The 22,500-nt window shown below is 76.7% G+C and carries 20 protein-coding genes and 1 pseudogene; 12 read left to right on the top strand and 9 right to left on the bottom strand.

All coding sequences use genetic code 11. The features are described from left to right. Positions 1–28 precede the first annotated feature (28 nt). Positions 29–1,162 carry a DUF2637 domain-containing protein gene (locus HOY81_RS21080; RefSeq protein WP_237322045.1) on the top strand — a complete coding sequence of 378 codons (1,134 nt, stop codon included), beginning with the start codon at positions 29–31 and terminating at the stop codon, positions 1,160–1,162. 91 nt (positions 1,163–1,253) lie between these two features. Here HOY81_RS21080 and HOY81_RS21075 read toward each other — a convergent pair whose 3' ends face one another. Then, entirely contained in the window at positions 1,254–2,627 is a 1,374-nt protein-coding gene (locus tag HOY81_RS21075; RefSeq protein WP_237322044.1) for a protein phosphatase 2C domain-containing protein, read from the bottom strand. Between the two features lie 101 nt (positions 2,628–2,728). Here HOY81_RS21075 and HOY81_RS21070 point away from each other — a divergent pair, with 101 nt between their 5' ends. Both HOY81_RS21070 and HOY81_RS21065 read left to right on the top strand, forming a co-directional pair. Continuing rightward, entirely contained in the window at positions 2,729–3,211 is a 483-nt protein-coding gene (locus HOY81_RS21070) for a DUF456 domain-containing protein (protein ID WP_237322059.1), read from the top strand. Between the two features lie 86 nt (positions 3,212–3,297). Beyond that, positions 3,298–3,693: a PPOX class F420-dependent oxidoreductase gene (locus HOY81_RS21065; protein ID WP_237322043.1), complete on the top strand. Its 396-nt coding sequence runs from the start codon at positions 3,298–3,300 to the stop codon at positions 3,691–3,693. Between the two features lie 146 nt (positions 3,694–3,839). Here HOY81_RS21065 and HOY81_RS21060 read toward each other — a convergent pair whose 3' ends face one another. Next, entirely contained in the window at positions 3,840–4,604 is a 765-nt protein-coding gene (locus HOY81_RS21060) for an FCD domain-containing protein (RefSeq protein ID WP_308341146.1), read from the bottom strand. Between the two features lie 276 nt (positions 4,605–4,880). On the opposite strand from HOY81_RS21060, the gene HOY81_RS21055 reads away from it, so the two are divergent. From HOY81_RS21055 to HOY81_RS21040, 4 genes are read left to right on the top strand one after another with little or no spacing between them, the layout of a single operon-like run. Beyond that, positions 4,881–6,728 (top strand): L-lactate permease, encoded by a 1,848-nt coding sequence (locus HOY81_RS21055; protein ID WP_237322042.1) that lies wholly within the window; start codon positions 4,881–4,883, stop codon positions 6,726–6,728. A gap of 53 nt (positions 6,729–6,781) precedes the next feature. Then, entirely contained in the window at positions 6,782–7,549 is a 768-nt protein-coding gene (locus tag HOY81_RS21050) for a (Fe-S)-binding protein (protein ID WP_237322041.1), read from the top strand. A gap of 23 nt (positions 7,550–7,572) precedes the next feature. After that, positions 7,573–9,009: a LutB/LldF family L-lactate oxidation iron-sulfur protein gene (locus tag HOY81_RS21045; protein ID WP_237322057.1), complete on the top strand. Its 1,437-nt coding sequence runs from the start codon at positions 7,573–7,575 to the stop codon at positions 9,007–9,009. Continuing rightward, on the top strand, positions 9,006–9,878 hold the full coding sequence (locus HOY81_RS21040) for an LUD domain-containing protein (protein ID WP_306423527.1): 873 nt from the start codon (positions 9,006–9,008) through the stop codon (positions 9,876–9,878). The genes HOY81_RS21045 and HOY81_RS21040 overlap by 4 nt, the downstream gene beginning before the upstream one ends. Before the next feature lie 315 nt (positions 9,879–10,193). Here HOY81_RS21040 and HOY81_RS21035 read toward each other — a convergent pair whose 3' ends face one another. Together HOY81_RS21035 and HOY81_RS21030 are read right to left on the bottom strand one after the other, a co-directional pair. Further along, complete coding sequence (locus HOY81_RS21035; RefSeq protein ID WP_272893105.1) at positions 10,194–10,697, bottom strand: methylated-DNA--[protein]-cysteine S-methyltransferase; 504 nt, start codon at positions 10,695–10,697, stop codon at positions 10,194–10,196. Further along, positions 10,697–12,256: a DNA-3-methyladenine glycosylase 2 family protein gene (locus HOY81_RS21030; protein ID WP_237322054.1), complete on the bottom strand. Its 1,560-nt coding sequence runs from the start codon at positions 12,254–12,256 to the stop codon at positions 10,697–10,699. The genes HOY81_RS21035 and HOY81_RS21030 overlap by 1 nt, the downstream gene beginning before the upstream one ends. Before the next feature lie 101 nt (positions 12,257–12,357). On the opposite strand from HOY81_RS21030, the gene HOY81_RS21025 reads away from it, so the two are divergent. Further along, entirely contained in the window at positions 12,358–12,861 is a 504-nt protein-coding gene (locus HOY81_RS21025) for a metallophosphoesterase (protein WP_237322040.1), read from the top strand. Between the two features lie 66 nt (positions 12,862–12,927). On the opposite strand, the gene HOY81_RS21020 is transcribed toward HOY81_RS21025, so the two are convergent. The 3 genes from HOY81_RS21020 to rsgA all read right to left on the bottom strand — a co-directional run bounded on the left by HOY81_RS21020 (position 12,928) and on the right by rsgA (position 16,122). Continuing rightward, positions 12,928–14,133 (bottom strand): MFS transporter, encoded by a 1,206-nt coding sequence (locus HOY81_RS21020; RefSeq protein ID WP_272893113.1) that lies wholly within the window; start codon positions 14,131–14,133, stop codon positions 12,928–12,930. A gap of 100 nt (positions 14,134–14,233) precedes the next feature. Further along, on the bottom strand, positions 14,234–14,815 hold the full coding sequence (locus HOY81_RS21015) for a hypothetical protein (RefSeq protein WP_237322039.1): 582 nt from the start codon (positions 14,813–14,815) through the stop codon (positions 14,234–14,236). A 167-nt stretch (positions 14,816–14,982) separates the two neighbouring features. Beyond that, entirely contained in the window at positions 14,983–16,122 is a 1,140-nt protein-coding gene (rsgA, locus tag HOY81_RS21010) for a ribosome small subunit-dependent GTPase A (protein ID WP_237322038.1), read from the bottom strand. A gap of 333 nt (positions 16,123–16,455) precedes the next feature. On the opposite strand from rsgA, the pseudogene HOY81_RS21005 reads away from it, so the two are divergent. From HOY81_RS21005 to HOY81_RS20990, 4 genes and pseudogenes are all read left to right on the top strand, one after another. Continuing rightward, a pseudogene (locus HOY81_RS21005) lies at positions 16,456–16,854 on the top strand (VOC family protein); the annotation flags it as partial. A gap of 315 nt (positions 16,855–17,169) precedes the next feature. Then, a complete protein-coding gene (locus HOY81_RS21000; protein ID WP_237322037.1) occupies positions 17,170–18,543 on the top strand; it encodes a ferric reductase-like transmembrane domain-containing protein in 1,374 nt (457 codons plus the stop codon). Positions 18,544–18,557: 14 nt separating this feature from the next. Then, positions 18,558–19,004: an FMN-binding protein gene (locus HOY81_RS20995; protein ID WP_237322036.1), complete on the top strand. Its 447-nt coding sequence runs from the start codon at positions 18,558–18,560 to the stop codon at positions 19,002–19,004. A 1-nt stretch (position 19,005) separates the two neighbouring features. Beyond that, positions 19,006–19,794 (top strand): FAD:protein FMN transferase, encoded by a 789-nt coding sequence (locus HOY81_RS20990; protein ID WP_237322035.1) that lies wholly within the window; start codon positions 19,006–19,008, stop codon positions 19,792–19,794. A gap of 161 nt (positions 19,795–19,955) precedes the next feature. On the opposite strand, the gene HOY81_RS20985 is transcribed toward HOY81_RS20990, so the two are convergent. Beyond that, the gene (locus HOY81_RS20985) at positions 19,956–20,990 is read right to left on the bottom strand and encodes a YihY/virulence factor BrkB family protein (RefSeq protein ID WP_306423528.1); all 1,035 of its coding nucleotides are present in this window, start codon (positions 20,988–20,990) and stop codon (positions 19,956–19,958) included. A 104-nt stretch (positions 20,991–21,094) separates the two neighbouring features. After that, positions 21,095–22,195: a carbohydrate kinase gene (locus tag HOY81_RS20980; protein ID WP_237322033.1), complete on the bottom strand. Its 1,101-nt coding sequence runs from the start codon at positions 22,193–22,195 to the stop codon at positions 21,095–21,097. Between the last annotated feature and the right edge of the window lie 305 nt (positions 22,196–22,500).

The raw sequence follows: 22,500 nt of genomic DNA, 5'->3' as shown, positions 1-22,500 counted from the left end.
CGGCAGCAACGGCAAAGGGCCACACCCGATGACAATGACGGACATATCGCTGAACTGGGTGCTGCTGAGCACCGTGCTCCTCGCCGGCGCCCTGGTGGCGGTGGTCATGCTGGCGCGCGGACGCGAGAAGAACCAGAGCGAGGACACCGCCCAGCCGGACTCCTGGGAGCGGATGGAGGAACGCCGCCGCCGCAAGGAGACCGTCTACGCCACCGCCTCCTACCTCCTGCTCTTCTGCTGCGCCGGCGTCGCCGCCGCCCTCTCCTTCCACGGCCTGGTCGGCTTCGGCCGGGAGAACCTGGGCCTCTCCGGCGGATGGGAGTACCTCGTCCCCTTCGGCCTGGACGGAGCGGCCATGTTCTCGGCCGTGATCGCGGTGCGCGAGGCCAGCCACGGCGACGCCTCCCTGGGCTCCCGGCTGCTCGTGTGGTTGTTCGCGTGCGCCGCCGCCTGGTTCAACTGGGTGCACGCGCCGCGCGGTGACGACCACGCGGGTGCCCCGCAGTTCTTCGCCGGGATGTCGCTCTCCGCGGCCATCCTCTTCGACCGCGCGCTCAAGCAGACCCGCCGGGCCGCGCTGCGCGAGCAGGGGCTGGTGCCCCGGCCGCTCCCGCAGATCCGCTTCGTGCGCTGGCTGCGGGCGCCGCGCGAGACGTACGGCGCCTGGTCGCTGATGCTTCTGGAGGGCGTGCGGACGCTCGACGAGGCGGTCGACGAGGTGCGCGAGGAGCGACGCCGGCAGGACGAGGAGCGGCAGCGCAAGCGCGAGCAGGACAGGCTCGAACGCGCCCGGCTCAAGGCGCTGCGCCGCCAGCACCCGCTCTGGCACCGTGGCCGCGCCGACCAGCCGGTGGAGGTGGAGGTCGCCGCGGCGGCACCGCCCCGGCCGCGGGCCGCCCTGGAGCCCGCGGTGGAGGGCACCATCGAGGACGGCACCGCGGAGGACGCCCGTACGGCCCGCGCCGACCTGACCCGCGCGGAACCCACCGGCCGCCCGGGACGCCGCCTCGGCCGCCGGTCGCACGGCGACGCCGGCGACGGCGACCACCGGGCCGGGGGACGCAGGGGCACCGGCGACGCCGGCGAGGAGCAGGACGACGCCAGCCCGCGGCTGGACTCCCTGGAGGAGAAACTCGCCGCGATCGAGCGGCAGTTCGGCTGAGTCCACGCCCGTCCGGGACCGGCCGGGGCCCGTGCGGGGCACCGCCGGGCCGCGGCCGGACCGCGACCCGTCGCCCGGCGCCGGCTGCGGGTCAGTCCTCCCAGACGGAAACGGCCGTACGGTCCGCCGCGCCGGCGCCGTCCCGCTGCCGGACGTCGGCCAGGAAGTCCGGAAGGTCCGGCACCGCCGGGCCCGCGGCCCCGCGGGCGCCCCAGCGGTCCGCGAGCCCGCCCGCGAACGCGGCGTCGGTGCGGAGCGGCCCGGCCAGGCCGGGAGTGCACAGCAGCAGCACGTCTCCTGGTTCCGCTGCCCCGGCGCGGAAGCGGAAGGGCTCCGGCTCGGCCTCCGGCTCCGCCCTGTCGAACGGGCCGGGCAGGACGGGCCCCCCGGCAGGCGCGGCCGGGTCCGGCGAGCCCTCCGGAGACCCGTGCGGCGGGCCCTCCGGCGGCCCCGGGACCGGCCCCTCCGCCCCCCGGCTCACCGGCCCCGCCGGTGCCGGCGGTACCGCCGGGGAGCCGGCGGGCCCGGAGGAGCGCGGCTCGACGTCCTGCCAGACACCGTGCCGCAACCGGAACAGCCCGCCGTCGCCGTAGCCGAAGAACAGGCGCACGGTGCAGCGCGGGTCCGCGGGGAGCAGCAGGCACCGCAGTCCGGCGGTGTGGTCGCCGGGCGCCAGCCCCAACGCCGCGGCCTGGGCCCGCAGCCGGCCGTAACAACGGTCGGTGAGGCGCTTCAGGCCGGACTTGAGCATGCTGCGACGGCCCGTGGCCAGGTCCTCGGCGAGGCGCGTACGGCTGCGTCCCACGGCCTCCCCCAGCAGGTGCACCAGCTCGCGCGCGGCCCGCCGGCCGCCGGGCTCGGGAGCCTGCCCGGCGGCCACCGCCACCAGCAGCACCCCGGGCCCGCCCGCGTCCCCGCCGCCGAAGCGGGCGGTGAGCAGCGCCTCCCCACGGGGTGTGCCCCGCTCGCGGGCGGCCTCGCCCCGAGTGGAGGCGGCGCGCAGGGTGAGACCGCCGTAGTGGGCACCGTCCAGCACGGTGTCGGGCACCAGATCGGCGAGCGCCCCGGGCTCCGCCGGCGGCAGCACGCCCCGTACCCGGCCCGCTTCGCCGGCCGGCGCCCCGCCGGTGGCGGCAGTCGGCGCTCCGGCCCCGGTGTCCGGCTCCCCCTGTCCGGGACCGGCGCCGGCCGCGGGGCCGGCGCCGCCGCCGGTGCCGCGTACGGGACCGGGCTCCCCACCCCCGGCGGCGTCCGGGGAGGCTCCGTGCCTCGTCCGCTCCCCCGGGCCGGCCGGCTCCCCGGAGGGGGTTTGCCGCCCCACTGCGCGGGACGCCGAGGCGAAGCGTTCGTCGAGCGTGTCCGGTGCTCCGTCACGACCGGCGTCCGCGGCGTCCGGTGCGTACAGCCGGCTCCACCAGTCGCGCGCGGTGACGGATTCGCCCGGCTGTTCGCCCTGCTCGCTCATGGCGTCATTGTCCCCGTCCGGCACCCGCCTGTAAGCCGGTCGCCGGGAACGGCGGGCGGCAGGCGGCCGCCCCGTTCCTGCGGGACCCTGGGCGCATGGGGATGGGGACGTGGCAGCTCCCGCTGGTGGGGCTGGTGATGCTGCTCGGCGTCGTCGGCACGGTGGTCCCCGGGGCGCCGGGCCCGCTGCTGGTCTGGGCCGGCGTGCTGTGGTGGGCGATGACGGAGCGCGGTGCCCTCTCCTGGTGGCTCCTGATGGGCGCGACAGCGCTGCTGCTCACCAACCTGGTGGTGCAGTGGCTGCTGCCGGCCCGCAGCCTGCGTGCCTCCGGGGCCCGGCGAAGAGCACTGCTGCTGGCGGGCGCGACCGGAGCCGCCGGCTTCTTCCTGGTGCCGGTGCTGGGCGTGGTGCCGGGTTTCCTCGGCGGCCTCTACGCCCACGAGCGCCACCGGCTCGGCGGCCACGGCGCCGCACGGTCCTCCACCCGCGCGGTGATGCGGGCGATCGGCCGGAACATGCTGGTGGAGGAGACGGCCTGCCTGCTGGTGGTGGGCGGCTGGCTGGGCGTCGTGCTCGGCGGCTGACGGGCAGGGCCGCGGCCCGGTCCGGTCCGGCGGACGTACGTCCCTCAGCCGATGCGCGGGCTCCCGGGGCGTGTGACGCTGGCGGCATGACGGATCACAGCCGTGACAAGGCGTTCACCACGGCCGAACTCGCCTATCTCCGTACCCAGCGCCTGGGCCGGCTGGCCACCGTGGACCAGCGGGGGCAGCCGCAGGCGAATCCGGTCGGCTTCTTCCCGCAGGAGGACGGCACCATCCTGATCGGCGGTTTCGCTCTCGGGCGGACGAAGAAGTGGCGCAACCTGCACGGGAACCCGCGGCTGGCGCTCGTGGTCGACGACCTGGTGAGCGTCCGCCCGTGGCGGGTGCGCGGCGTGGAGATCCGCGGGGAGGCCGAGCTGCACACCGGTCCGCACGAGCTGGGCCCGCACTTCAGCGAGGAGCTGATCCGCATCCATCCGCGGTGGATCCACAGCTGGGGCCTGGAGGAGCCCGAGGCGTAGCCCCGCCCCCGGCCCGTTCGTACGCGGCGCGGAGCACGCGGCGGCCCGCCGGCCGGAGGCGGCCGGTACGCAGCGAGCGGCCCCTGGCGGCGGGCGGACGGGAACGCGGTGCCCGGGCGCTCCTGACGGCGGGGGCCGGTCCGCCGTCAGGAGCGCCCGGCCGCCGGCTCCGGCCCGCCGTCGAGCAGTCCCTGGACCACCTCCTGGTGGAACCCGCGGACATGGGCTTCGGCCAGGGCGCCCGCGCGGTCGCCGTCGCCCGCGGCGATGGCGTCGTAGAGCGCACGGTGCTCCCCGCGCAGGCGGACCACCACCGCCTCCCAGTCGCCGATGCGTTCGAAGGCGTCGAGCAGCAGCGGGCGGACCGCGCCGCGCACCGCGGTGGTCAGGTCGGCGACCAGCCGGTTGCGCGCGGCCTCGGCGATCGCCACATGGAAGGCCGTGTCGTGGTCGTTGAACCGGTCCAGCGGCAGACCGGGTCGCTCCATCTCCTCCAGCGCGGTCCGCATGGCGGTCAGCTCGTCGGCGCTGGCCTGCGCGGCGGCCAGCTGCGCGCTGGAGCGCTCCAGGGTCGCCCGGGCCTCGACGACGTCGGCGAGCGGGAAGTTGGCGAGGGCGAGGTGCAGGCGCAACAACCGGGTCAGGCCCTCGCTGGGCATCGCGGCGATGACGGTGCCGGAGGAGGGCCCGGTGCCGACGCGGGGACGCAGCACCCCCTGCGCCTCCAGCACCCGCAGCGCCTCGCGGACGGCGGCGCGGCTGACGCCCAGCAGGTCGACCAGCTCGCGCTCGGGCGGCAGCCGGTCGCCCACCCGGAGGTTGCCGGCGACGATCTGCTCCTCGATCCGCGCGAGCACCAGCTCGAAGGTGCGCGCCCGCGGCACCGGCTCCCAGGTCATCCCCTCGGTCACGGACTGTCCTTCCCGGGTCGGCGACGGCGGCGCGCGGTGGGCGGCCGGCGCAGCGGGCGCCGGTGACCGTGCCCGTCGCCGCCCGCCCGGCGCCGCGCCCGCACCGGCCGCGTCGCCCCGCGCACGTCTCGTCCCGATCATACTGCCGCGCCGCACCGTGCTTGGTCAGACCACATCTCCCTACTCGCCCGTAACCCCTGGACGGCCCGCAGTGCCCGTGCCTAGCGTGTGTCCACTCATTCTTTGGTCTGACCAAGCCCTCACAGGGAGGACCTCGTGTATCAGCCGGACACCACCCCGGTCGCCGAGAGCCTGGCGCTCTCCGCGCTGGTCGCCGCCCTGCCCCTGCTCACCCTCTTCGTGCTGCTGGGATTCCTGCGCCTCAAGGCCCACTGGGCCGGGCTCGCCGCACTGGGCGCCGCCGTGGGCGTCGCCGTGACGGCCTACGGCATGCCACCCGGCCTCGCCCTGCTCTCGGCGACCGAGGGGGCGGCCTTCGGCCTGTTCCCGATCATGTGGATCGTCGTCGCTGCGATCTGGCTCTACCGGCTGACCGTGGTCAGCGGGCGCTTCGAGGATCTCCGGCACGCCTTCAACCTGGTGAGCGACGATCCCCGGATCCAGGCGGTCATCATCGCCTTCTGCTTCGGCGGGCTGCTCGAGGCGCTCGCCGGCTTCGGCGCCCCGGTCGCGATCACCGGCGTGATGCTGATGGCCCTCGGCTTCCCGGCCGCGCGCGCCGCGATCACCGTGCTGGTGGCCAACACCGCGCCGGTCGCCTTCGGGGCCATCGCCATCCCGATCATCACCGCGGGCAATCTGACGGGCATCCCGTACCCGGAGATCGGCGCCTATGTCGGACGCCAGACACCGCTGATCGCGCTCTTCGTGCCGCTGCTGCTGACGCTGATCGTGGACGGGCGCCGCGGCGTCCGCCAGACCTGGCCCGTGGCCCTGGTGTGCGGCGCGGTGTTCGCCCTGGCGCAGTTCGTCTCCGCGAACTACGTCTCGGTGGAGCTCACGGACATCATCGCCTCGCTCGCGGCGCTCGCCGCCGTGGTCCTCTTCCTGCGCGTCTGGCGGCCGGGCGCCGGCGAGGAGGCACGGCAGGCCCTGCGGGAGGAGCGCGGCGACGGCCCCGAGACCGACAGCGGGCGGCGCCCGGAAGCCCCCGGGAGCGGCACGGACGCCCCCGCACCCGGCGCCGCAGCCCCCGCGCCGGGTGCCGCAGGCCCCGGCAGCACCGCCCCGGCCGCCGTACGGCACCGGACCGTCGCGGCCCCCGCGCCGCGACGGCCGCAGGAACCGGCCCCGGCGCCGGAGCCCGGGCCCGACACGGAACCGGGGACGGGCCCCCGGCCCGGACCCTCGACCCCCTCGGGCCGCCGCTACGCCCTGGCCTTCCTCCCCTATCTCGTCGTCATCGCGGTCTTCTCCGTCTCCAAGCTCTGGACGGCCGCCGAGGAGGCGCTGGCCGCCACCGACGCCGCCCTGCCCTGGCCGGGACTGGACGGCCGGCTGCTGGACGCGTCCGGAGAGCCCTCGGCCACCACCGTCTACACCCTCCCCTGGCTCTCCTCCCCCGGCACCCTGCTGCTCCTCTCCGGCCTTCTCGTCGCCGCCGTCTACCGGCTCTCCCCGGGCACAGCCGCACGGGAGTTCGCCGGGACCGTGGCGTCGCTGCGCTGGGCGCTGCTCACCGTCGCCTCCGTCCTCGGGCTGGCGTACGTGATGAACCAGTCCGGCCAGACCCTCACCATCGGCACCTGGATCGCCGGCGCGGGCACCGCCTTCGCCTTCCTCTCGCCCCTGCTGGGCTGGCTCGGCACCGCGATCACCGGCTCCGACACCTCGGCCAACGCGCTCTTCGCCACGCTGCAGCAGGCCGCCGCCGAGAAGACCGGACTGGACCCGGCGCTGCTCGTCGCCGCGAACACCTCGGGCGGGGTCGTCGGCAAGATGATCAGCCCGCAGAACCTGACCATCGCCGCCACCGCCGTCGGCATGGTGGGGCGCGAGTCGGAGCTCTTCCGCACCGCGGTCCGATGGAGCCTGCTGCTCCTCGCGGCCATGTGCACACTGGTCTATCTCCAGTCGAACATCCTCGCCTGGATGCTCCCGTAGCCCCCGGCCGCCGCCCGTCCCCTGTCCGTCCCCCGAGAAGAGCGAGAGCGATCATGCGCGTCGCGCTGTTCATCACCTGCCTCAACGACACGCTCTATCCCGCCACCGGCCGCGCCGTCGTCCGGCTGCTGGAGCGGCTGGGCTGCACCGTGGAGTTCCCGGAGCAGCAGACCTGCTGCGGCCAGATGCACTTCAACACCGGCTACCGGCGGGAGTGCGTCCCGCTGGTCCGCCGCTTCGCCCGGGCGTTCGCCGGGTACGACGCCGTGGTGGCCCCCTCCGGCTCCTGCGCCGCCATGGTCCGGGCGCACCACGCCCCGATCGCCGCGGCCGCGGGCGACCCGCTGCTCGCCGAGGAGGTGGCGGCCGCGCCCCCGGTCCACGAACTCTCCGAGTTCCTGGTGGACGTGCTCCGGGTGACCGATGTGGGCGCCTCCTTCCCGCACCGGGTCACCTACCACCCCACCTGTCACTCGCTCCGCCTCCTCGGTGTCGGCGACCGGCCGCTGACGCTGCTGCGGGCCGTACGGGGCATCGACCTGGTCGAGTTGCCGCACGCGGACCAGTGCTGCGGCTTTGGCGGCACCTTCGCGCTGAAGAACGCCGAGACCTCGGTGGCCATGGGCGCGGACAAGGCACGGCACGTGGGGAGCACCGGCGCCGAGGTGCTGTGCGCCGGCGACAACTCCTGCCTGATGCACATCGGCGGACTGCTGACCCGGTTCCGGACCGGGGTGGGCACCCGCCACCTCGCCGAGATCCTGGCCGCGCAGGAGTCGCCGCGCGCGGGCGCGCCGGCCGCGGGGACGGTGGTCCCGTGAGCGGCCGCGTCACCGACCTGGGCATGCCCGCCTTCCCGGACGCCGCCCGGGACGCCCTCGCCGACACCCAGCTCCGGCGGAACCTGGCGCACGCCACCGCCACCATCCGGGAGAAGCGCGCCGGGGCGGTCGGCGAACAGGCGGACTGGGAGGAACTGCGGGAGGCCGGGCGCGCCCTGAAGGAGCGCACCCTGCGCCACCTCGACCACTACCTGCTCCTGCTGGAGGAGCGCGTCACGGAGGCCGGCGGCACCGTCCACTGGGCCCGGGACGCCGCCGAGGCCAACCGCATCGTGACCGGCCTCGTGCAGGAGACCGGCGAACGCGAGGTGGTCAAGGTCAAATCCATGGCCACCCAGGAGACCGGCCTCAACGAGGCGCTGGCCGGGGCCGGGATCGCCGCGTACGAGACCGACCTCGCGGAGCTCATCGTGCAGCTCGGCGAGGACCGCCCCTCACACATCCTGGTGCCCGCCATCCACCGCAACCGCGCGGAGATCCGGGACCTCTTCCGGAACCGCATGGCCGCACACGGGACCGCGGCGCCGGAGGAGCTGAGCGACGACCCGCGGCAACTCGCGGAAGCCGCGCGGCGGCATCTGCGGGAGAAGTTCCTGCGCGCGAAGGTCGGCGTCTCCGGCGCCAACTTCCTGGTCGCGGAGACCGGCACGGCGGTCGTCGTGGAGTCCGAGGGCAACGGGCGCATGTGCCTCACACTGCCGGAGACCCTCATCTCCGTCGTCGGCATCGAGAAGCTGGTGCCCACCTGGCAGGACCTGGAGACCTTCCTCCAGCTCCTGCCGCGCTCCTCCACAGGCGAGCGCATGAACCCGTACACCTCCACCTGGACCGGCACCCGCGGCGCCGAGGACGGGGACGGGCCGCGCACCTTCCACCTGGTGCTGCTGGACGCCGGCCGGACCCGCGCCCTCGCCGACCCGGTCGGCCGGCAGGCGCTGTACTGCATCCGCTGCTCGGCGTGTCTCAACGTCTGCCCGGTGTACGAGCGGACCGGCGGGCACGCGTACGGCTCCGTCTACCCGGGGCCGATCGGCGCCATCCTGGGGCCGCAGCTCCGCGGCCTGGAGAGCGAGCTGGACCGCTCCCTGCCGTACGCCTCCTCGCTCTGCGGAGCGTGCTACGACGTGTGCCCGGTGAAGATCGACATCCCGGAGGTGCTGGTGCATCTGCGCACCCGCGTGGTGGAGGAGAAGCGGGGCGGTGTGCCGCCCCCCGAACGGCTCGCGATGCGGGCTGCGGGCTGGGCCCTCGGCTCCCCCGGCCGGCTCGCCGCCGCGCAGCGCGCCGCCGGGGCCGGCGGCCGGGTGCTGGGCTCCCGGCGCCGCGGCGGTCGGCTCGGGCGGCTGCCCGGCCCGCTGTCCCGGTGGAGCGACGCCCGGGACACCCCGGCGCCGGCCCGGGAGTCCTTCCGCGCCTGGTGGAGGAGGAACCGCGGATGACCGCACGGGACGACGCGCGGGGGAACGCGCGGGGGCAGGCACCGGACGACGCACGGGACCTCGCCCGGAGCGGCGCGCAGGACCACGAACGGGACGGCGAGCCCGGCTCAGCGCGGGACGACACACCGGGCGGTGCGCGGAACGACCCCCCGGGCAGCGCACGGGAGAACGCACGGGACGACGCACCCGTCGGGGCGGGGGCAGCCGCACGGCGGAGCGCCCGTGCGGAGATCCTGGCCCGCGTCCGGGCGGCGCTGGCCGACGTCCCCCCGGAGGAGCGCCCCGAGGACGTGCCCGTGCCGCGCACCTACGCGCGCGGCGGCGGCACGTCCGGCGCGGCGGCCGACGGCGCGGACGTGGTGACGCTGCTCGCCGAGCGCCTCGCCGACTACCGCGCGACCGTACGGGTGGTGGAGGAGGCCGGCGTGCCGGCGGCCCTCGCCGGGACGCTGGCCGGGCGCGGCACCCGGACGGCCGTGGTGCCCGAGGGCTTCCCCGCCGCGTGGCGGGCCGCGCCGGCCGGCGTACGGACGCTCACCGACCGGCCACGGCTCACCACGGCCGCGCTCGACTCCGTGGACACGGTGGTGACCACGGCCGCGACCGCCGTCGCCGCCACCGGCACCCTGGTGCTGGACGGCGGCCCGGGCCAGGGCCGCCGGGTGCTGACCCTGGTCCCGGACCACCATGTGTGCGTCCTGAGCGTGGACCGGATCGTGGCCACGGTGCCGGAGGGGCTGGCCCGGCTGGACCCGGCCCGCCCGCTGACCTTCGTCTCCGGACCGTCGGCCACCAGCGACATCGAACTGGACCGGGTGGAGGGGGTGCACGGCCCGCGCACCCTGGAGGTGCTCCTGGTCCGCCCCTGAGCAGCCGGCCCGGAGCGCCGGCATGCGGACCACCCGCAGACCGCGGACACCCTGCATGCCGGCCCCGGCGGGCCCCCGCGGCTTCGGCGGCCCAGCCGTCCCGTGCCGGCCCCCGAAGGCAGGTCACGGCGCCGCGGCCGCCGGCCGCCGGGTGGGCAGCCCGCGCCCTCCGATGCGGAACCCTGCCGGGCGGCGCCTGCCGCCCGGCACGTCCCAGGTGCGTGAACGCGCACCCTCGGCTGCGGAGGCGCGCCCGCCACGGGCGGCGGGGACGCGCCGGTGGGAGACCGGGGCCCGCAACGCCCGACGCGCCCCTCAGCTCCCTGCGCCGGGGAGCCCCGCGGGAAGCACCCCCTCCAGCGTGAGCAGCAGCCGCTTGCGGTCCAGCCCGCCGGCGTAGCCGGTGAGCGAGCCGTCGGCCCCGACGACCCGGTGACAGGGGTGCACGACGGTCAGCGGGTTGGCGCCGACGGCGCCGCCCACCGCCCGCACGGCGCGGCGGTCCAGCCCGGCCGCCGCGGCGAGCTGCCCGTAGGTCACCGTGGTGCCGTACGGGATCTCGTCCAGCGCGGCCCACACCCGCTCCCGGAAGGGGGTGCCGCGGGTGGCCGGGGTGAGGTCGAACTCCGCGAGGCCCCCGGCGAAGTAGGCGTCGAACTGCTCGGCGGCCGCCGGGAACGCGGCGTCGTCGCGCCGCCAGTCCGGCCCGACGGTGGCGCCGCCCTTCTGCCCGGGGACGGAGACGAAGGCCAGGGCGCCGCGCTCCGGCCCGGCCAGCAGCAGCTCGCCGAGGGGGCTGGGGTGGGTGGTGTAGAGCATCAGTTCTTCTCCTGCGCGGTGTCGTCGGTGGGCGCGGCGGCGTTCCAGAGGTGGTGCAGGGCGTAGGAGCGCCAGGGCCGCCAGCGGTCCGCGTCGCGCGGTTCCGCGCCGGCCGCGGCCAGTCCCTGGCGTACGCCCACGTCGCCGGGGAGGAAGACGTCCGGGTCGCCGAGGGCCCGCATCCGGACGTAGCCCGCGGTCCACGGGCCGATGCCGGGCAGCGCCCGCAGCGCCGCCTCGGTCTCGTCCCGGTCGGTGCCGGGGTGCAGCGGGACGGTGCCGTCGGCGAGCGCGGCGGCCAGCGTGCGGATCGCCCGCCTGCGGGCCCCGGGCATGCCGAGCTCCGTCAGCGGCGCCCCGGCCAGCACCTCCGCCTCGGGGAAGAGGTGGGTCAGCCCGCCGTCCGCGGCCGGCAGCGGCTTCCCGTAGCAGGCGACGAGGGTCCCGGCCAGGGTGCGGGCCGCCGCGACCGTCACCTGCTGGCCCAGCACGGCCCGTACGGCCGCCTCGTGCGCCCCCGCGGCGCCCGGTGAGCGCAGGCCGGGCGTGGCGGCCAGCAGCGGCCCGAGCGCGGGGTCGCCGCCGAGCCGTTCGGCGACGGCGCACGGGTCGGCATCCAGGTCGAAGAGGTGCCGCACGCGCTGCACGGCGGACGTGAGGTCGCGCAGGTCGGCCAGGCGGAGCCGGGCCTCCAGCCAGCGGTGGCCGCCGCGCGCGGTGCCGCCGGGGCGCTCGTCGACCTCGGCGACCCCGGTGCCGTACGTCAGCCCCAGCGTGCGCCGGTAGGTGCGGGCGCCCGGCGTGCCGCGCACCTCCTCGACCCCCGGGACGGCGCGCCGGCTCAGGAAGTCGAAGACCTGCCGGGCGGCGTACGGGCCGCGGAAGGCGAGCCGCAGCGGCACGCCGGCACAGGGCGGGCCCGCCTCCGGCTCCGGGTCTCCACGGCCCGCGGGGCCGCCGGGCCCGCCGGGGCGGGGCGCGGGTCCGGCCGACCCCAGCCCGCCCCGCCGCGCGGCCCGCAGGCCGCTCGGGGTGGTCGCGTAGATCTCCCGCACGGTGTCGTTGAACTGCCGCACGCTGGCGAAGCCGGCGGCGAAGGCGATCTGCGTCACCGGCAGCGCCGTCGTCTGGAGCAGCACCCGCGCGGTGTGCGCGCGCTGCGCCCGGGCCAGCGCGACCGGTCCGGCGCCCAGTTCCGCGACGAGCTGCCGCTGCACCTGGCGGGTGCTGTACCCGAGCCGGGCCGCCAGCCCGGCGACCCCCTCCCGGTCCACCACGCCGTCCCGGATCAGCCGCATCGCCCGGCCCACCACGTCCGCCCGTACGTCCCACTCCGGGGACCCGGGCACGGCGTCCGGCCGGCACCGGCGGCAGGCGCGGAAACCCGCGCCCTGGGCGGCGGCCGCTGTGGGGTGGAACCGCACGTTCTCCCGTCGCGGGGTCGTCGCCGGGCAGCTCGGGCGGCAGTAGATCCCGGTGGTCACGACGCCCAGGAAGAACACGCCGTCGAACCGCGCGTCCCGGCTGCGCACCGCCTCGTACCTGCTGTCTTCCGTCATCACGCCGCCCAGTCTGCGCCTGCGCACCCCCCGGTGCCAGCGGGAATGCGACACCACGGCACGGGCGCCCACCGGCCCGGCCCGCGGACTACCGTGTCGGTATGCGCCTCCTGCTGACCTCCGACACCCACCTGCCGCAGCGGGCCCGCGAGCTGCCCGCCGAGCTGCTGGCGCGGGTGGCGGAGGCCGACGTGGTGATCCACGCGGGCGACTGGGTGGACGAGGCCACCCTGGACCTGCTGGAGTCCCGCTCCCGCCGCCTGATCGGCGTGTACGGCAACAACGACGGCCCGGAGCTGCGCGCCCGGCTGCCCGAGGTGGCGCACGCGGAACTGGCGGGGCTGCGTCTGGCCGTCGTCCACGAGACCGGGCCGGCCCGCGGCCGCGAACGGCGCTGCGCGGACCGCTTCCCCGACACCGACGTGCTGGTCTTCGGGCACAGCCACATCCCCTGGGACACCACCGCGGAGAACGGCCTGCGCCTCCTCAACCCGGGCTCCCCCACCGACCGCCGCCGCGAACCCCACTGCACCTACATGACGGCCCGCCTCTCCGGCGCCCACCTCACCTCGCTCACCCTGCACCGCCTCCCGCCGCGCCACTGACCCGGCGTGCGACCGCCCGCCGCAGTGCCCGCGTGGACGGCCGCGCCGGGGCGGCCCGCGCATGCCTCAGGTGCGGCGGCCGCGGAGGGCCAGGGCGGTGACGGCGTACGGCAGCGCGGCCACCGCGATCAGGGGGCCGGGGCCGTACCGGGTCGAGCCGAGAGCGTAGGCGGCGAAGAAGAGCACCGACACCACCTCGGACCCGAGGCCGGCGAGGGAGCCGACCGTGGCGCGGGTGCGGTCGGCGATCCGGTCCTGGAGCCGGGCTGCGGCGGCCGTGGCCGCCCAGGTGCACAGGCCGTATCCGGCGGCGACCAGGGCCATGCCCGCCGGGTGGCCGCTCAGCGCACCGGCCGCCAGGCAGACCGCGGCGAGCGTGAGCAGCGGTCCCGCACGGGCGTGGCCGCGGTCGGCGTACCAGTTCCCGGCGGCCGCGCCGGCGGAGACGAGCACCACCAGCAGCGGGACGTGCACGGTGTCCGCACCGGTCGCGGCGGCGAGCAGCGGCAGGTACTCGTCGTAGGCGAGGCAGCCGGTGAGGAGGGAGACCAGGAGGACCGCGCGGCGGGCGGGCCGGGAGGTGCGGATCTCGGTGAGTCCCGCCCGCAGCGTCCCGCCGAAGCCCCCTTCCCGCGCGGGGTCGCCGTCCCCGGCGGGGTCGCCGTCGTGAGCTGGTTCGCCGGCGTGGGCCGGGTCCCCGTCCCGGGCGGGGCCGCCGTCCGGCGCGACGCCCCCGGACCGGCCGGACCCGCCGGACCGGTCACGGTGCTCGGGGAACGTACGGGCCACCGCGACGCCCGCCACGCACACCAGCACGCTGGCGATCCCCACGGCCCGGTACCCGCCCGCGGCGAGGACCGGCGCGGCGACCGCGGTCGCCGCGGTCTCGGCCAGGGTGGACAGCGCGCGGGAGCGGCCCAGCAGCCGCCCGTACGCCCCGGCGGCCCCGGCACGCTTCAGCTCCTCGTACACCAGGGCCTCCAGCGTGCCCGAGCGCAGGGAACTGCCGGCGCCCCACAGCACGAAGCCCGCCGCGAAAGCGCCGTACGAGGGCAGGAAGGTCCACAGCGCGAAGCCGGCGCCGGAGAGCGCGGGGCTCAGGGTGAGGAGCCGGCGGCGCGAGAAGCGGTCGGCCCACACGCCGGAGGGCACCTCCAGCACCCAGGCCGTGAGCGACCAGAGGACGAAGAGCGAGGAGATCCCGGCAGGCGAGAGGCCGGTCCCGGCGAAGAGCAGCGCGTAGACCGGGTAGAGGAGGACGAGGTCCTCCAGGAAGGACGAGGCGTAGAGGGTGCGCGCGAGACGCGCCTCGGGCCGCGCCCGGTGCCGGGGGGCGGGTTCGGGTCAATGTCGTCGGCTCATGCGCTTCAGGCTACCCGTCGGGGAGCCGTTGCAGGAGTCCCCAGGTGAACTCCGCGAGCACCGGGTGCCGTTCGCCGGCCGCGTCCGGGGCGGTGAAGGCCAGGCGCCAGCGGGTGGGAGCCGAGCCCTCCAGGGGGCGGGCGGGGGCGAAGGCGCGGGCCGCCTCGTCGACGGTGCAGGACCACGGGGTGAGGTCCTCGACCGTACGGAGGCGGGGCGGGGCAGCGCCCGGGGCCCGGACCAGCCACTCGTTCCAGGCGTGCCCGCCGGGCGCGGTCAGCACCTCGAAGCGCAGGTCGGGCCAGAGCGGCACGCGCCAGGTCAGGGCCTCGCAGTCGAGGTCGCCGATGCGGCGGCGCACGGTGTCCTCCGGCGGCCCCAGCACCGAGCGGTACCGGGCCACGGCGCCGCGGCCCCGCGGCGACCGGACCATCGCCTGCCAGCGGCGGTGGGCCTCGCGCAGCGCGGCGCGGTCGGTGCCGAGCTCGCGCAACGCGTCCGCCACCAGACCGGGCTGGAAGTCGGCCATCCGGCGCAGCAGCACGAGCTGGAACTGGAACGGCCCGAAGGCGTTCCCGGCCGCGCTCGTCACGGCCGCCCCCGGGGACCGGGCGTGTGCGGTGCGGCGGCACCGGGGCGCCGCGGGTGCGGGACGGACATGGGAGGACGCTAGCAAGCACGGCGGGCGGGCGGACCGGTCGTACGACGTGCGGCCGGTGCACGCCGTACGGCGGTCCGCCCGCCCGCGGGCGGCACGGCTCAGCGGCGGCGCGGCCCCCGCTTGCGCTCCGTCATGTGCCGGCCCAGCGCCTGCCGCTGCTTGGCGACCCGCTTCTGCTCGGCCCGCAGCCGGGCGTCCGTACGGGCGGCGAGCCGGGCGTTCTCACGCAGTAGCTTGCGGTGGCTCTCCAGGCGCCGTGCGGGCAGCTCGCCGTCGGCGACGGCCGCGAGGACGGCACACCCGGGCTCGGCCCGGTGTGCGCAGTCCGGGAAACGGCAGCGCGCGGCGAGGGCCTCGATGTCCGCGAAGGCGCGGCCCACGCCGTCCTCGGCGTCCCAGAGCCCGACACCCCGGAGTCCCGGTGTGTCGATGAGCACGCCGCCGCCCGGCAGCGGCAGCAGGTCGCGGGTCGTGGTGGTGTGCCGCCCCTTGCCGTCGCGGCTGCGGATCTCCTGCACCTGCTGGACGTCGGCGCCGAGCAGGGCGTTGGCCAGCGTCGACTTGCCGGCTCCGGAGGTGCCGAGCAGCACCGTGGTGCCGCCCGCCAGGGCGGCGCGGAGCGCCTCCAGCCCGTCGCCGGTCAGCGCGCTGACGGCGAGGACCGGCACGGCGGGCGCCACGCCCGCCACGTCCGCGGTCAGATGGCGCAGGGTGTCCGCCTCCGGCACCAGGTCCGCCTTGGTGAGAGCCAGCAGCGGCCGGGTGCCGCCCGCCCAGGCCAGGGAGACGAAGCGCTCGACCCGTCCGAGGTCCGGTTCGGCGGCGAGGGAGACGGCGATCAGGGCCGTGTCGGCGTTGGCGGCGAGCACCTGCCCCTCGGCGCGGCGCGAGGACACCGAACGCACGAAGGCGGTGCGCCGCGGCAGCACGGCCCGTACCTCGTGCTCGCCTTCCGCGTCGGTGCCGAGGACGACCCAGTCGCCGGTGCACAGGGCACGGGCCGGGTCCCCGGCGGCGACGGGCGCGGCGCCGGCGCGGACGGTGCCGCCGGGGGTGACGGCGTGGCAGCGGCCGCGGTCGACCCGCACCACACGGGCCGGCAGCAGGCCTTCGGCCTCGTACGGGGCGAAGGCGTCGGCGACGCCGGGGTCCCAGCCGTAGGCGGTGAGGCCGTGCGGGGTGGCCGCCGGGGACGGGGTGGACGCTGAGCGCGGGGTGGAGGCTGAGGAGTCGTGCACGGGAAGACCCTTCGGAAGGGTGGCCCCGGCGGAACGGCACGCAGGCGCCGGGCGACGGCAGCGCATGCGCGTCGCGGCAGGCGTACGGGCGGCCGGGTCAGCCGGTGGCCACGGAGAGGGAGAAGAGGGAGTCATGCGCGCGGGCGGCAGGGCCCACGGCGACAAGGACGGTCGTCGTCACGGTCTTCACACCTCCTCCGTCGTCTCCGCGCTGGCGGCGGGCCGGCGTCTGCGCCGCCGGTTCGCGTCCCGGCGTACGCCCGGCAGCGTAAGGGGCCCGGCCCCCGGCGCGCCAATGATTTTCCCGGGGCGGCACGCCTCTACCCTCCAGCCATGACCCCCACCGCTCCCCGTTTCGCCGTCGTCCAGGTCGCCGTGCAGGACATGGCGGCCGCGCTCGCCTTCTATCGCAGGCTCGGGCTCGAGGTGCCGGACGGCTCGGAGGACCGGCCCCACGTCGAAGCGCTGTTGCCCGGCGGGCTGAAGGTCGCCTTCGACACGGTCGAGACCCTCCGCACCTTCGACCCGGGCTGGACGGAGCCGCAGGGCAGCCGCTCGGTCTCGCTGGCCTTCGAGTGCGCGAGCCCGGCCGGGGTGGACGCCGCCTACCGCTCCCTCACGGCGGCGGGGTACCCGGGCCGTAAGCAGCCGTGGGACGCCTTCTGGGGGATGCGGTACGCGGTCGTCGAGGACCCGGACGGGAACGCCGTGGACCTCTTCGCGCTGCTGCCGCCGGATGCCATGGAGGACGTGGAGGAGTCGCTGGAACGGCGCAGTGCGGGCGAGCACGGCGTGGGAACCGGGAGTGCGCCGGGTTCCGTGACGGCCTGAGCAAGGTGCGGCGGCGCGCGGCCCGGGTGGGCCGGTGGGCCGGTGGGCCGTGCACGCTGCCGGGTGCGCCGCACACCGGGGTGGCGGTCCCTGCGTTCCGGCGCGCCGCCGTCTGCGGCCGCGCCGCTTTTTGTCGTGGTCCGCGCAGAATCCGGACCGGCCCGCGCCGCCCGGCCTACAGTGCCGGAGCCACCGGCGAGGAGAGGGACGGCGCCCGTGACCACCATCCAGTACAGCCGCGCGGGCAGGCGGCAGGCCCGACGCGGGATACGCCCCCGGCGCTCGCCTGCGGTGCCGCTGCTCGTCCTGGCCTGGTCCGGCGCGGTCGCCGTGCTGTCGCTGTGGTGGCGGAACACCCCCGCCGTCCCCGCGACCCGGGCCGACTGGCTGGTGCACGCCGGCCGGATCAGCGGTCTCCTCGCCGGCTACGGGATCGCCCTGGTGGTCGTCCAGATGGCACGGGTGCCGGCCCTGGAACGCCGCGTGGGCTCCGACCGCGTGGCCCGGTGGCACGCGATGACCGGCCGCTACGCGCTCTCGCTGACCGTCGCCCACGTCGGGCTGATCGTGTACGGGTACGCCCTCCAGGAGGGCAGCCCCCTCGTGCCGTACACCGTCACGCTGGTGACCGGGTTCCCCGCCATGGCCGAGGCGACCGCCGGCACCCTGCTGCTCTTCCTCGTCGGCTTCGTCTCGGTCGGCGCCCTGCGCCGCCGGCTCCGCTACGAGCTCTGGTACTACCTGCACCTGCTCACCTACCCCGCCGTCTACCTGGTGTTCTGGCACCAACTGGCCACGGGGAGCGAGTTCGCCGGCGACCCCTTCGCCACCACCGCCTGGTACGCCCTGTACGGCGCTGCCGCGGCGCTGCTGGTCTGGTACCGCGTCCTCACCCCGGTGCGGCTGAACCTCCGCCACCGGATGCGGGTCGACTCGGTCGTGCCGGAGGTGCCCGGAGTGGTCTCGGTGCTGATCCGCGGCCGGCGGTTGCACCGGCTGCACGCGGAGGCCGGCCACTTCTTCCGCTGGCGCTTCCTGGCCCCCGGGCTGTGGTGGACCGCGAACCCGTATTCGCTCTCCGCACCGCCCCGCCCCGACCTGATGCGGATCACCGTCAAGGCGGCCGGCGGCCACAGCGCCGCCCTGGCCGGTCTGCGGCCGGGCACCCGGATCTGGGCGGAGGGCCCGTACGGGGCCCTCACCGCGGCACGCCGCCGCCGCGGCAAGGTGCTGCTGCTCGCGGGCGGTGCGGGCATCACCCCGTTGCGTGCACTGTTCGAGACGCTGCCCGGCGCGCCCGGGGATCTGACCCTGCTCTACCGCGCCCGTTCGGCCGCGGAACTGGCGCTGCGGGAGGAGCTGGAGGCGATCGCCGGCGAACGGGGGGCCCGACTGCTGTACGCGGTCAACAGCCCGGACGGCAGGCGGCCGGTGATCGACGCGGAGTGGCTGCGCGAGGCCCTCCCGGACGTCGCCGAGCACGACGTGTACCTGTGCGGCCCGCCGGGGCTGGCCGAGGAGTGGTTCAGCACGCTCCGCGAGGCCGGGGTCCCCGAGCGGCGCATCCATCACGAATCCTTCGAGTTCTGAGCAAGGTGAGGCCCGTGAAGAGGAAGCATCCGCTCCGCCGTGTCGCCCTCACCGGGGCGGCCACCGTCTCCGGCGTGGTGCTGCTGCTCGCGCTCAAGCCGGAGACCGACCCCGCGGCCGGCCGGGCCACCGCCCCCGCCCCCGGCGGCGTGCCCGGGCCGGAGACCGCGGCGCCCGGGTCCGGCGTACGGGCCGTCACCGGCGACGTGGTCCGCACCCGGTTCGGCCCCGTCCAGGTGCGCGTCTCCCTGAGCGGCGACCGGATCGTGGCGGCCGCCGCCGTCCGGTCGCCGGACGCGGCGCCGAAGAGCAGGCAGCTCTCCGCCGGCGCCGTCCCCCGGCTCAACCGGGAGGCGCTCGCGGCGCAGAGCGCGCGCATCGACGCGGTGTCCGGGGCGACGTACACCAGCGAGGGCTACCGCCGGTCCCTGCAGAGTGCGCTGGATCAGGCGGGGGCCTGAGATGTCCGGGCCTGCGCGGGTGCGTCACGTGGAGCAGACGATGGGCACCGTCTTCTCCTTCGACGTGCGAGGCGGTACGGACAGCGAGCAGGTACGGGCGGCGCTGGAGGAGTCCGTGGCGCTGCTGCACCGCACGGACGAGACCTTCTCCCCCTACCGCCCGGAGAGCCAGGTCACCCGGCTGAACCGGGGTGAACTGACCCTGGCCCGGTGCGATCCGCGGGTGCGGCAGGTGTGGCGGCTGTGCGCGGAGGCCGAACGGGAGAGCGGGGGCTGGTTCTCGGCCCGGTACGCCCGCCGCCCGGGCGGGGGCTGCGGCTTCGACCCGACGGGACTGGTGAAGGGGTGGGCGGTCGAGCAGGCGGCACGGCTGCTGGCCCTGGCGGACGCGGTCTGCGTCAACGGCGGCGGCGACATCCAGCTCCGGGGCGGTCCCTGGCGCATCGGGATCTCCGATCCCCTCGAACCCGGGGCGCTCGCCGCGGTCGTCGGCGTCGCGGACGGCGCTCGGGAGACGGCCGTCGCCACCTCGGGCCCGGCCGAGCGGGGCTGCCTGATCGTCGATCCGCACACCGGGGAACCGCCGGTCACCGCCCTCGCCTCGGTGACGGTGGTCTGCCCGGGGCTGACCCGGGCCGACGCCCGGGCCACGGCGGCGTACGCCATGGGTGACGGGGCCCGGGAGTGGCTGGAGGAGTTGCCCGACACCGAGGGCTTTGCCGTGGCCCTGGACGGGAGCCGCTGGTACACCAGCGGTTTCGGCCGGTACGCCACGGCGGTGCGCGCCTGAGCGGTCCGGGTCTCCGGGAGGGGCGGCACAGCCGCCGGGACCCGGCCCGGCCGCAGACGCACCGCCCGGGGACCTCCGGCACCCGGCCGGGGGGAGGCGGCGGCGCCCGCCGGCCGCGCGGGCCCAGGGCCGGCCGACACGGCACGGCGCCGACGCGCGGCTCAGGGCCGGTTGCGGGAGCGCAGCCGGGAGCGGACATCGCCGGGCGGGAGGAACTTCGTCCAGCGCTCCGGGAACTCCGCCGGCGGGTCCCCGTCTCCCTCCCCCTCGGCCTCGCGCATGGCGCGACGACGCGCCTCGGCCGCCGCCACGACCTCGGCAGCCGCCTCCTCCCGGGCGCGCTCGGTGATGCGCCGCGCGGCGGCGGTGGCCACGGACGGCCAGACCCGGTCGATGGCCGCGTTCACCGCGGCGCCGACGAGCACGGCGAAGGCGGAGATGCCGATCCAGAGCAGTACCGCGACCGGCGCCGCCAGGGAGCCGTAGATGGTGGGGCCCTCGACCGTGCTGGTGAGGTAGAGCCGCAGCAGGAAGCTGCCGAGCACCCACATGACGAGGGCCACGAGCGCCCCGGGCACGTCCTCCCGCCAGGGTGAGCGCACCGGCACCGAGACGTGGTAGAGCGTGGTGAGGAAGACGATGGAGAGCACCAGCACCACGGGCCAGTAGAAGATGCGTACGAGCTGTTCGGTCTGCGGCACGAGCTGCATCACCGCCTCCGGCCCGGCGACCATCAGCGGCAGCACGACCATGCCGATGACCAGGGCGACCAGGTAGAGCACGAAGGCGAGCAGCCGGGTCTTGACGATGCCGCGGTGCCCGTCGAGCCCGTACATCACGGTGATGGTGTCGATGAAGACGTTGACCGCGCGGGAGCCGGACCAGAGGGCGAGCGCGAAGCCGAGAGAGATCACGTCCGGGCGGCCGCCCTCGATGACGTCGTCGATCAGCGGCCGGGCGACCTGGTCCACGCCCCGGTCGGAGAGCACGGTCTCGGAGGCGTTGAGGAAGTTCCGCCGGATGGAGTCGACGGTGTCCACCCCGAACCAGCCGTCCAGATAGCCGATGAGGCCGACCAGGCCGAGGAGCAGCGGCGGGATGGAGATCAGCGTGAAGAAGGCCGCCTCCGCCGCCAGGCCGAGCACCCGGTACTCCATGCAGGAGTTGACCGTGTCCTTCAGCAGCAGCCACGCCATCCGGCGCTTGGGGACGTTCCGGTAGATGACGCGCGCTCTGCGCAGCGGTCCGGACGAGCTCTCGGGGGGTTCCTGGCCTGCGTGCACCCCCTCAACGTATCCGGCTACGGACGGGCGAGCTGCGCTGCCCAGGGAGGGTTCGCCCCGCGCACGGCGCACACGGCCGCCGCGACCCGGGTGCCGAGGGCGAGAGCGGAGCGCAGTTCCTCCGTACGGAGGGCGTCCAGGCGTCCACCCAGCGCACCGGCGGCGTGCAGGGAGTGCAGGAAACCGGCCATGAAGGAGTCGCCCGCACCGACGGTGTCCACCACGGTGGTGGGCGGCGCGGCGACCCGCAGCCGCCGCCCGTGGTGCGAGGCGAGAACGCCGCCGGCGCCGAGGGTGACGACGACCAGCGGGGTGCCGTGGGTGTGGAAGAGGTCGGCGGCCTCCTCCGGCGTCCGGTCGGGGCACAGGTGTGCGAGGTCGTCGTCGGACAGCCGCAGGACGTCGGCGGCGGCGCACCAGTGCGGCAGCCGCTCCCGGTAGACGGCGGGGTCGACCAGGAGCGGTCGCACGTTGGGGTCGAGGGAGACGGTGGCGCGGGGGCGCACGGCGGTCAGCAGCTCCTCGACGGCGGCCGCCCCCGGGGGCCGTACGAGCGCGAGGGAGCCGGTGTGCAGGCAGGCGACCGGCTCGCCGGCGGCCGCACGCAGCTCGGCCGGGGTCCACTGCCAGTCGGCGGTGCCCTCGGCGTGGAAGGAGTAGGCGGCGCTGCCGTCCTCGGCGAGGTCGGCGACGGCCAGGGTGCTGGGTTCGGCCGCCGCGACGGCGGCGCCGAGGTCGACGCCGGAGGCGGTGAGGTGGTCGCGGAAGAGCCGGCCGAAGACGTCGGAGGAGAGCCGTCCGAGGAAGCGGGTGCGGGTGCCGAGCCGGGCCAGGGCAACGGCGGTGTTGGCCGGGCCGCCGCCGGGGAGGACCTCCAGGCCGAGGGCCGGGCCCGGGGCGCCGGCGGGCGGGGGTGTGGTGAAGGCGTCGGCGACGCACTCGCCCAGCACGGCGACGGGCGCGGCCCCCGGGTCCGCCGCGGGGAGGTCCGCGACGGCCTGGACGGTGTCGCGGCCGGCTGCCGCAGCAGCGCCGGGGCCGGCGCCACGGCCCGTGGCCGGGCCGGGGTCGGCGTCGGAGGCGCCGCGGACGGTCTCCGGGGCGGGGTCGGCGGTCATCGGCGGGGACCTTCCTCGGGGGCGGGGCGGACGGGAGCCGGTGCGGGGCTCCGCCGGAGTCCAGCACCATCGTGGGCGGGAGTCAACGCGCTCCCGGTCAGGGGGCGCCACTCGGGCGCCCGGACCGGGCAACCGGGCAGGCCCGCGCCCGGAAGCGGGCACGCCCCCTGCGCCCGGGCGCGGGGGTGCTCCGGAGCCCGCTGTTTTTTTTAATGGTACGGCGCCCACCGAGATCTCCACTCCTGCCCCCCCCGGCGCTCTTCCGATCTGGGCGGTCAGCGCCGCCGCCACCACCACCGGGGCGC

This window comes from Streptomyces sp. JJ36, from assembly GCF_021696945.1.
GTDB lineage: Bacteria > Actinomycetota > Actinomycetes > Streptomycetales > Streptomycetaceae > Streptomyces.
The sequence above is the reverse complement of the archived record's forward strand: the minus strand, read 5'-3'. Positions and strand labels throughout refer to the sequence as shown.

What these genes read in the sequence shown, in the direction of transcription:
- HOY81_RS21080 (WP_237322045.1), top strand. Translation starts at nt 29, where the DNA reads ATGACAATGACGGACATATCGCTGAACTGGGTGCTGCTGAGCACCGTG.
- HOY81_RS21075 (WP_237322044.1), bottom strand. Translation starts at nt 2,627, where the DNA reads ATGAGCGAGCAGGGCGAACAGCCGGGCGAATCCGTCACCGCGCGCGAC.
- HOY81_RS21070 (WP_237322059.1), top strand. Translation starts at nt 2,729, where the DNA reads ATGGGGACGTGGCAGCTCCCGCTGGTGGGGCTGGTGATGCTGCTCGGC.
- HOY81_RS21065 (WP_237322043.1), top strand. Translation starts at nt 3,298, where the DNA reads ATGACGGATCACAGCCGTGACAAGGCGTTCACCACGGCCGAACTCGCC.
- HOY81_RS21050 (WP_237322041.1), top strand. Translation starts at nt 6,782, where the DNA reads ATGCGCGTCGCGCTGTTCATCACCTGCCTCAACGACACGCTCTATCCC.
- HOY81_RS21045 (WP_237322057.1), top strand. Translation starts at nt 7,573, where the DNA reads ATGCCCGCCTTCCCGGACGCCGCCCGGGACGCCCTCGCCGACACCCAG.
- HOY81_RS21040 (WP_306423527.1), top strand. Translation starts at nt 9,006, where the DNA reads ATGACCGCACGGGACGACGCGCGGGGGAACGCGCGGGGGCAGGCACCG.
- HOY81_RS21035 (WP_272893105.1), bottom strand. Translation starts at nt 10,697, where the DNA reads ATGCTCTACACCACCCACCCCAGCCCCCTCGGCGAGCTGCTGCTGGCC.
- HOY81_RS21030 (WP_237322054.1), bottom strand. Translation starts at nt 12,256, where the DNA reads ATGACGGAAGACAGCAGGTACGAGGCGGTGCGCAGCCGGGACGCGCGG.
- HOY81_RS21025 (WP_237322040.1), top strand. Translation starts at nt 12,358, where the DNA reads ATGCGCCTCCTGCTGACCTCCGACACCCACCTGCCGCAGCGGGCCCGC.
- HOY81_RS20990 (WP_237322035.1), top strand. Translation starts at nt 19,006, where the DNA reads ATGTCCGGGCCTGCGCGGGTGCGTCACGTGGAGCAGACGATGGGCACC.
- HOY81_RS20985 (WP_306423528.1), bottom strand. Translation starts at nt 20,990, where the DNA reads ATGGCGTGGCTGCTGCTGAAGGACACGGTCAACTCCTGCATGGAGTAC.
- HOY81_RS20980 (WP_237322033.1), bottom strand. Translation starts at nt 22,195, where the DNA reads ATGACCGCCGACCCCGCCCCGGAGACCGTCCGCGGCGCCTCCGACGCC.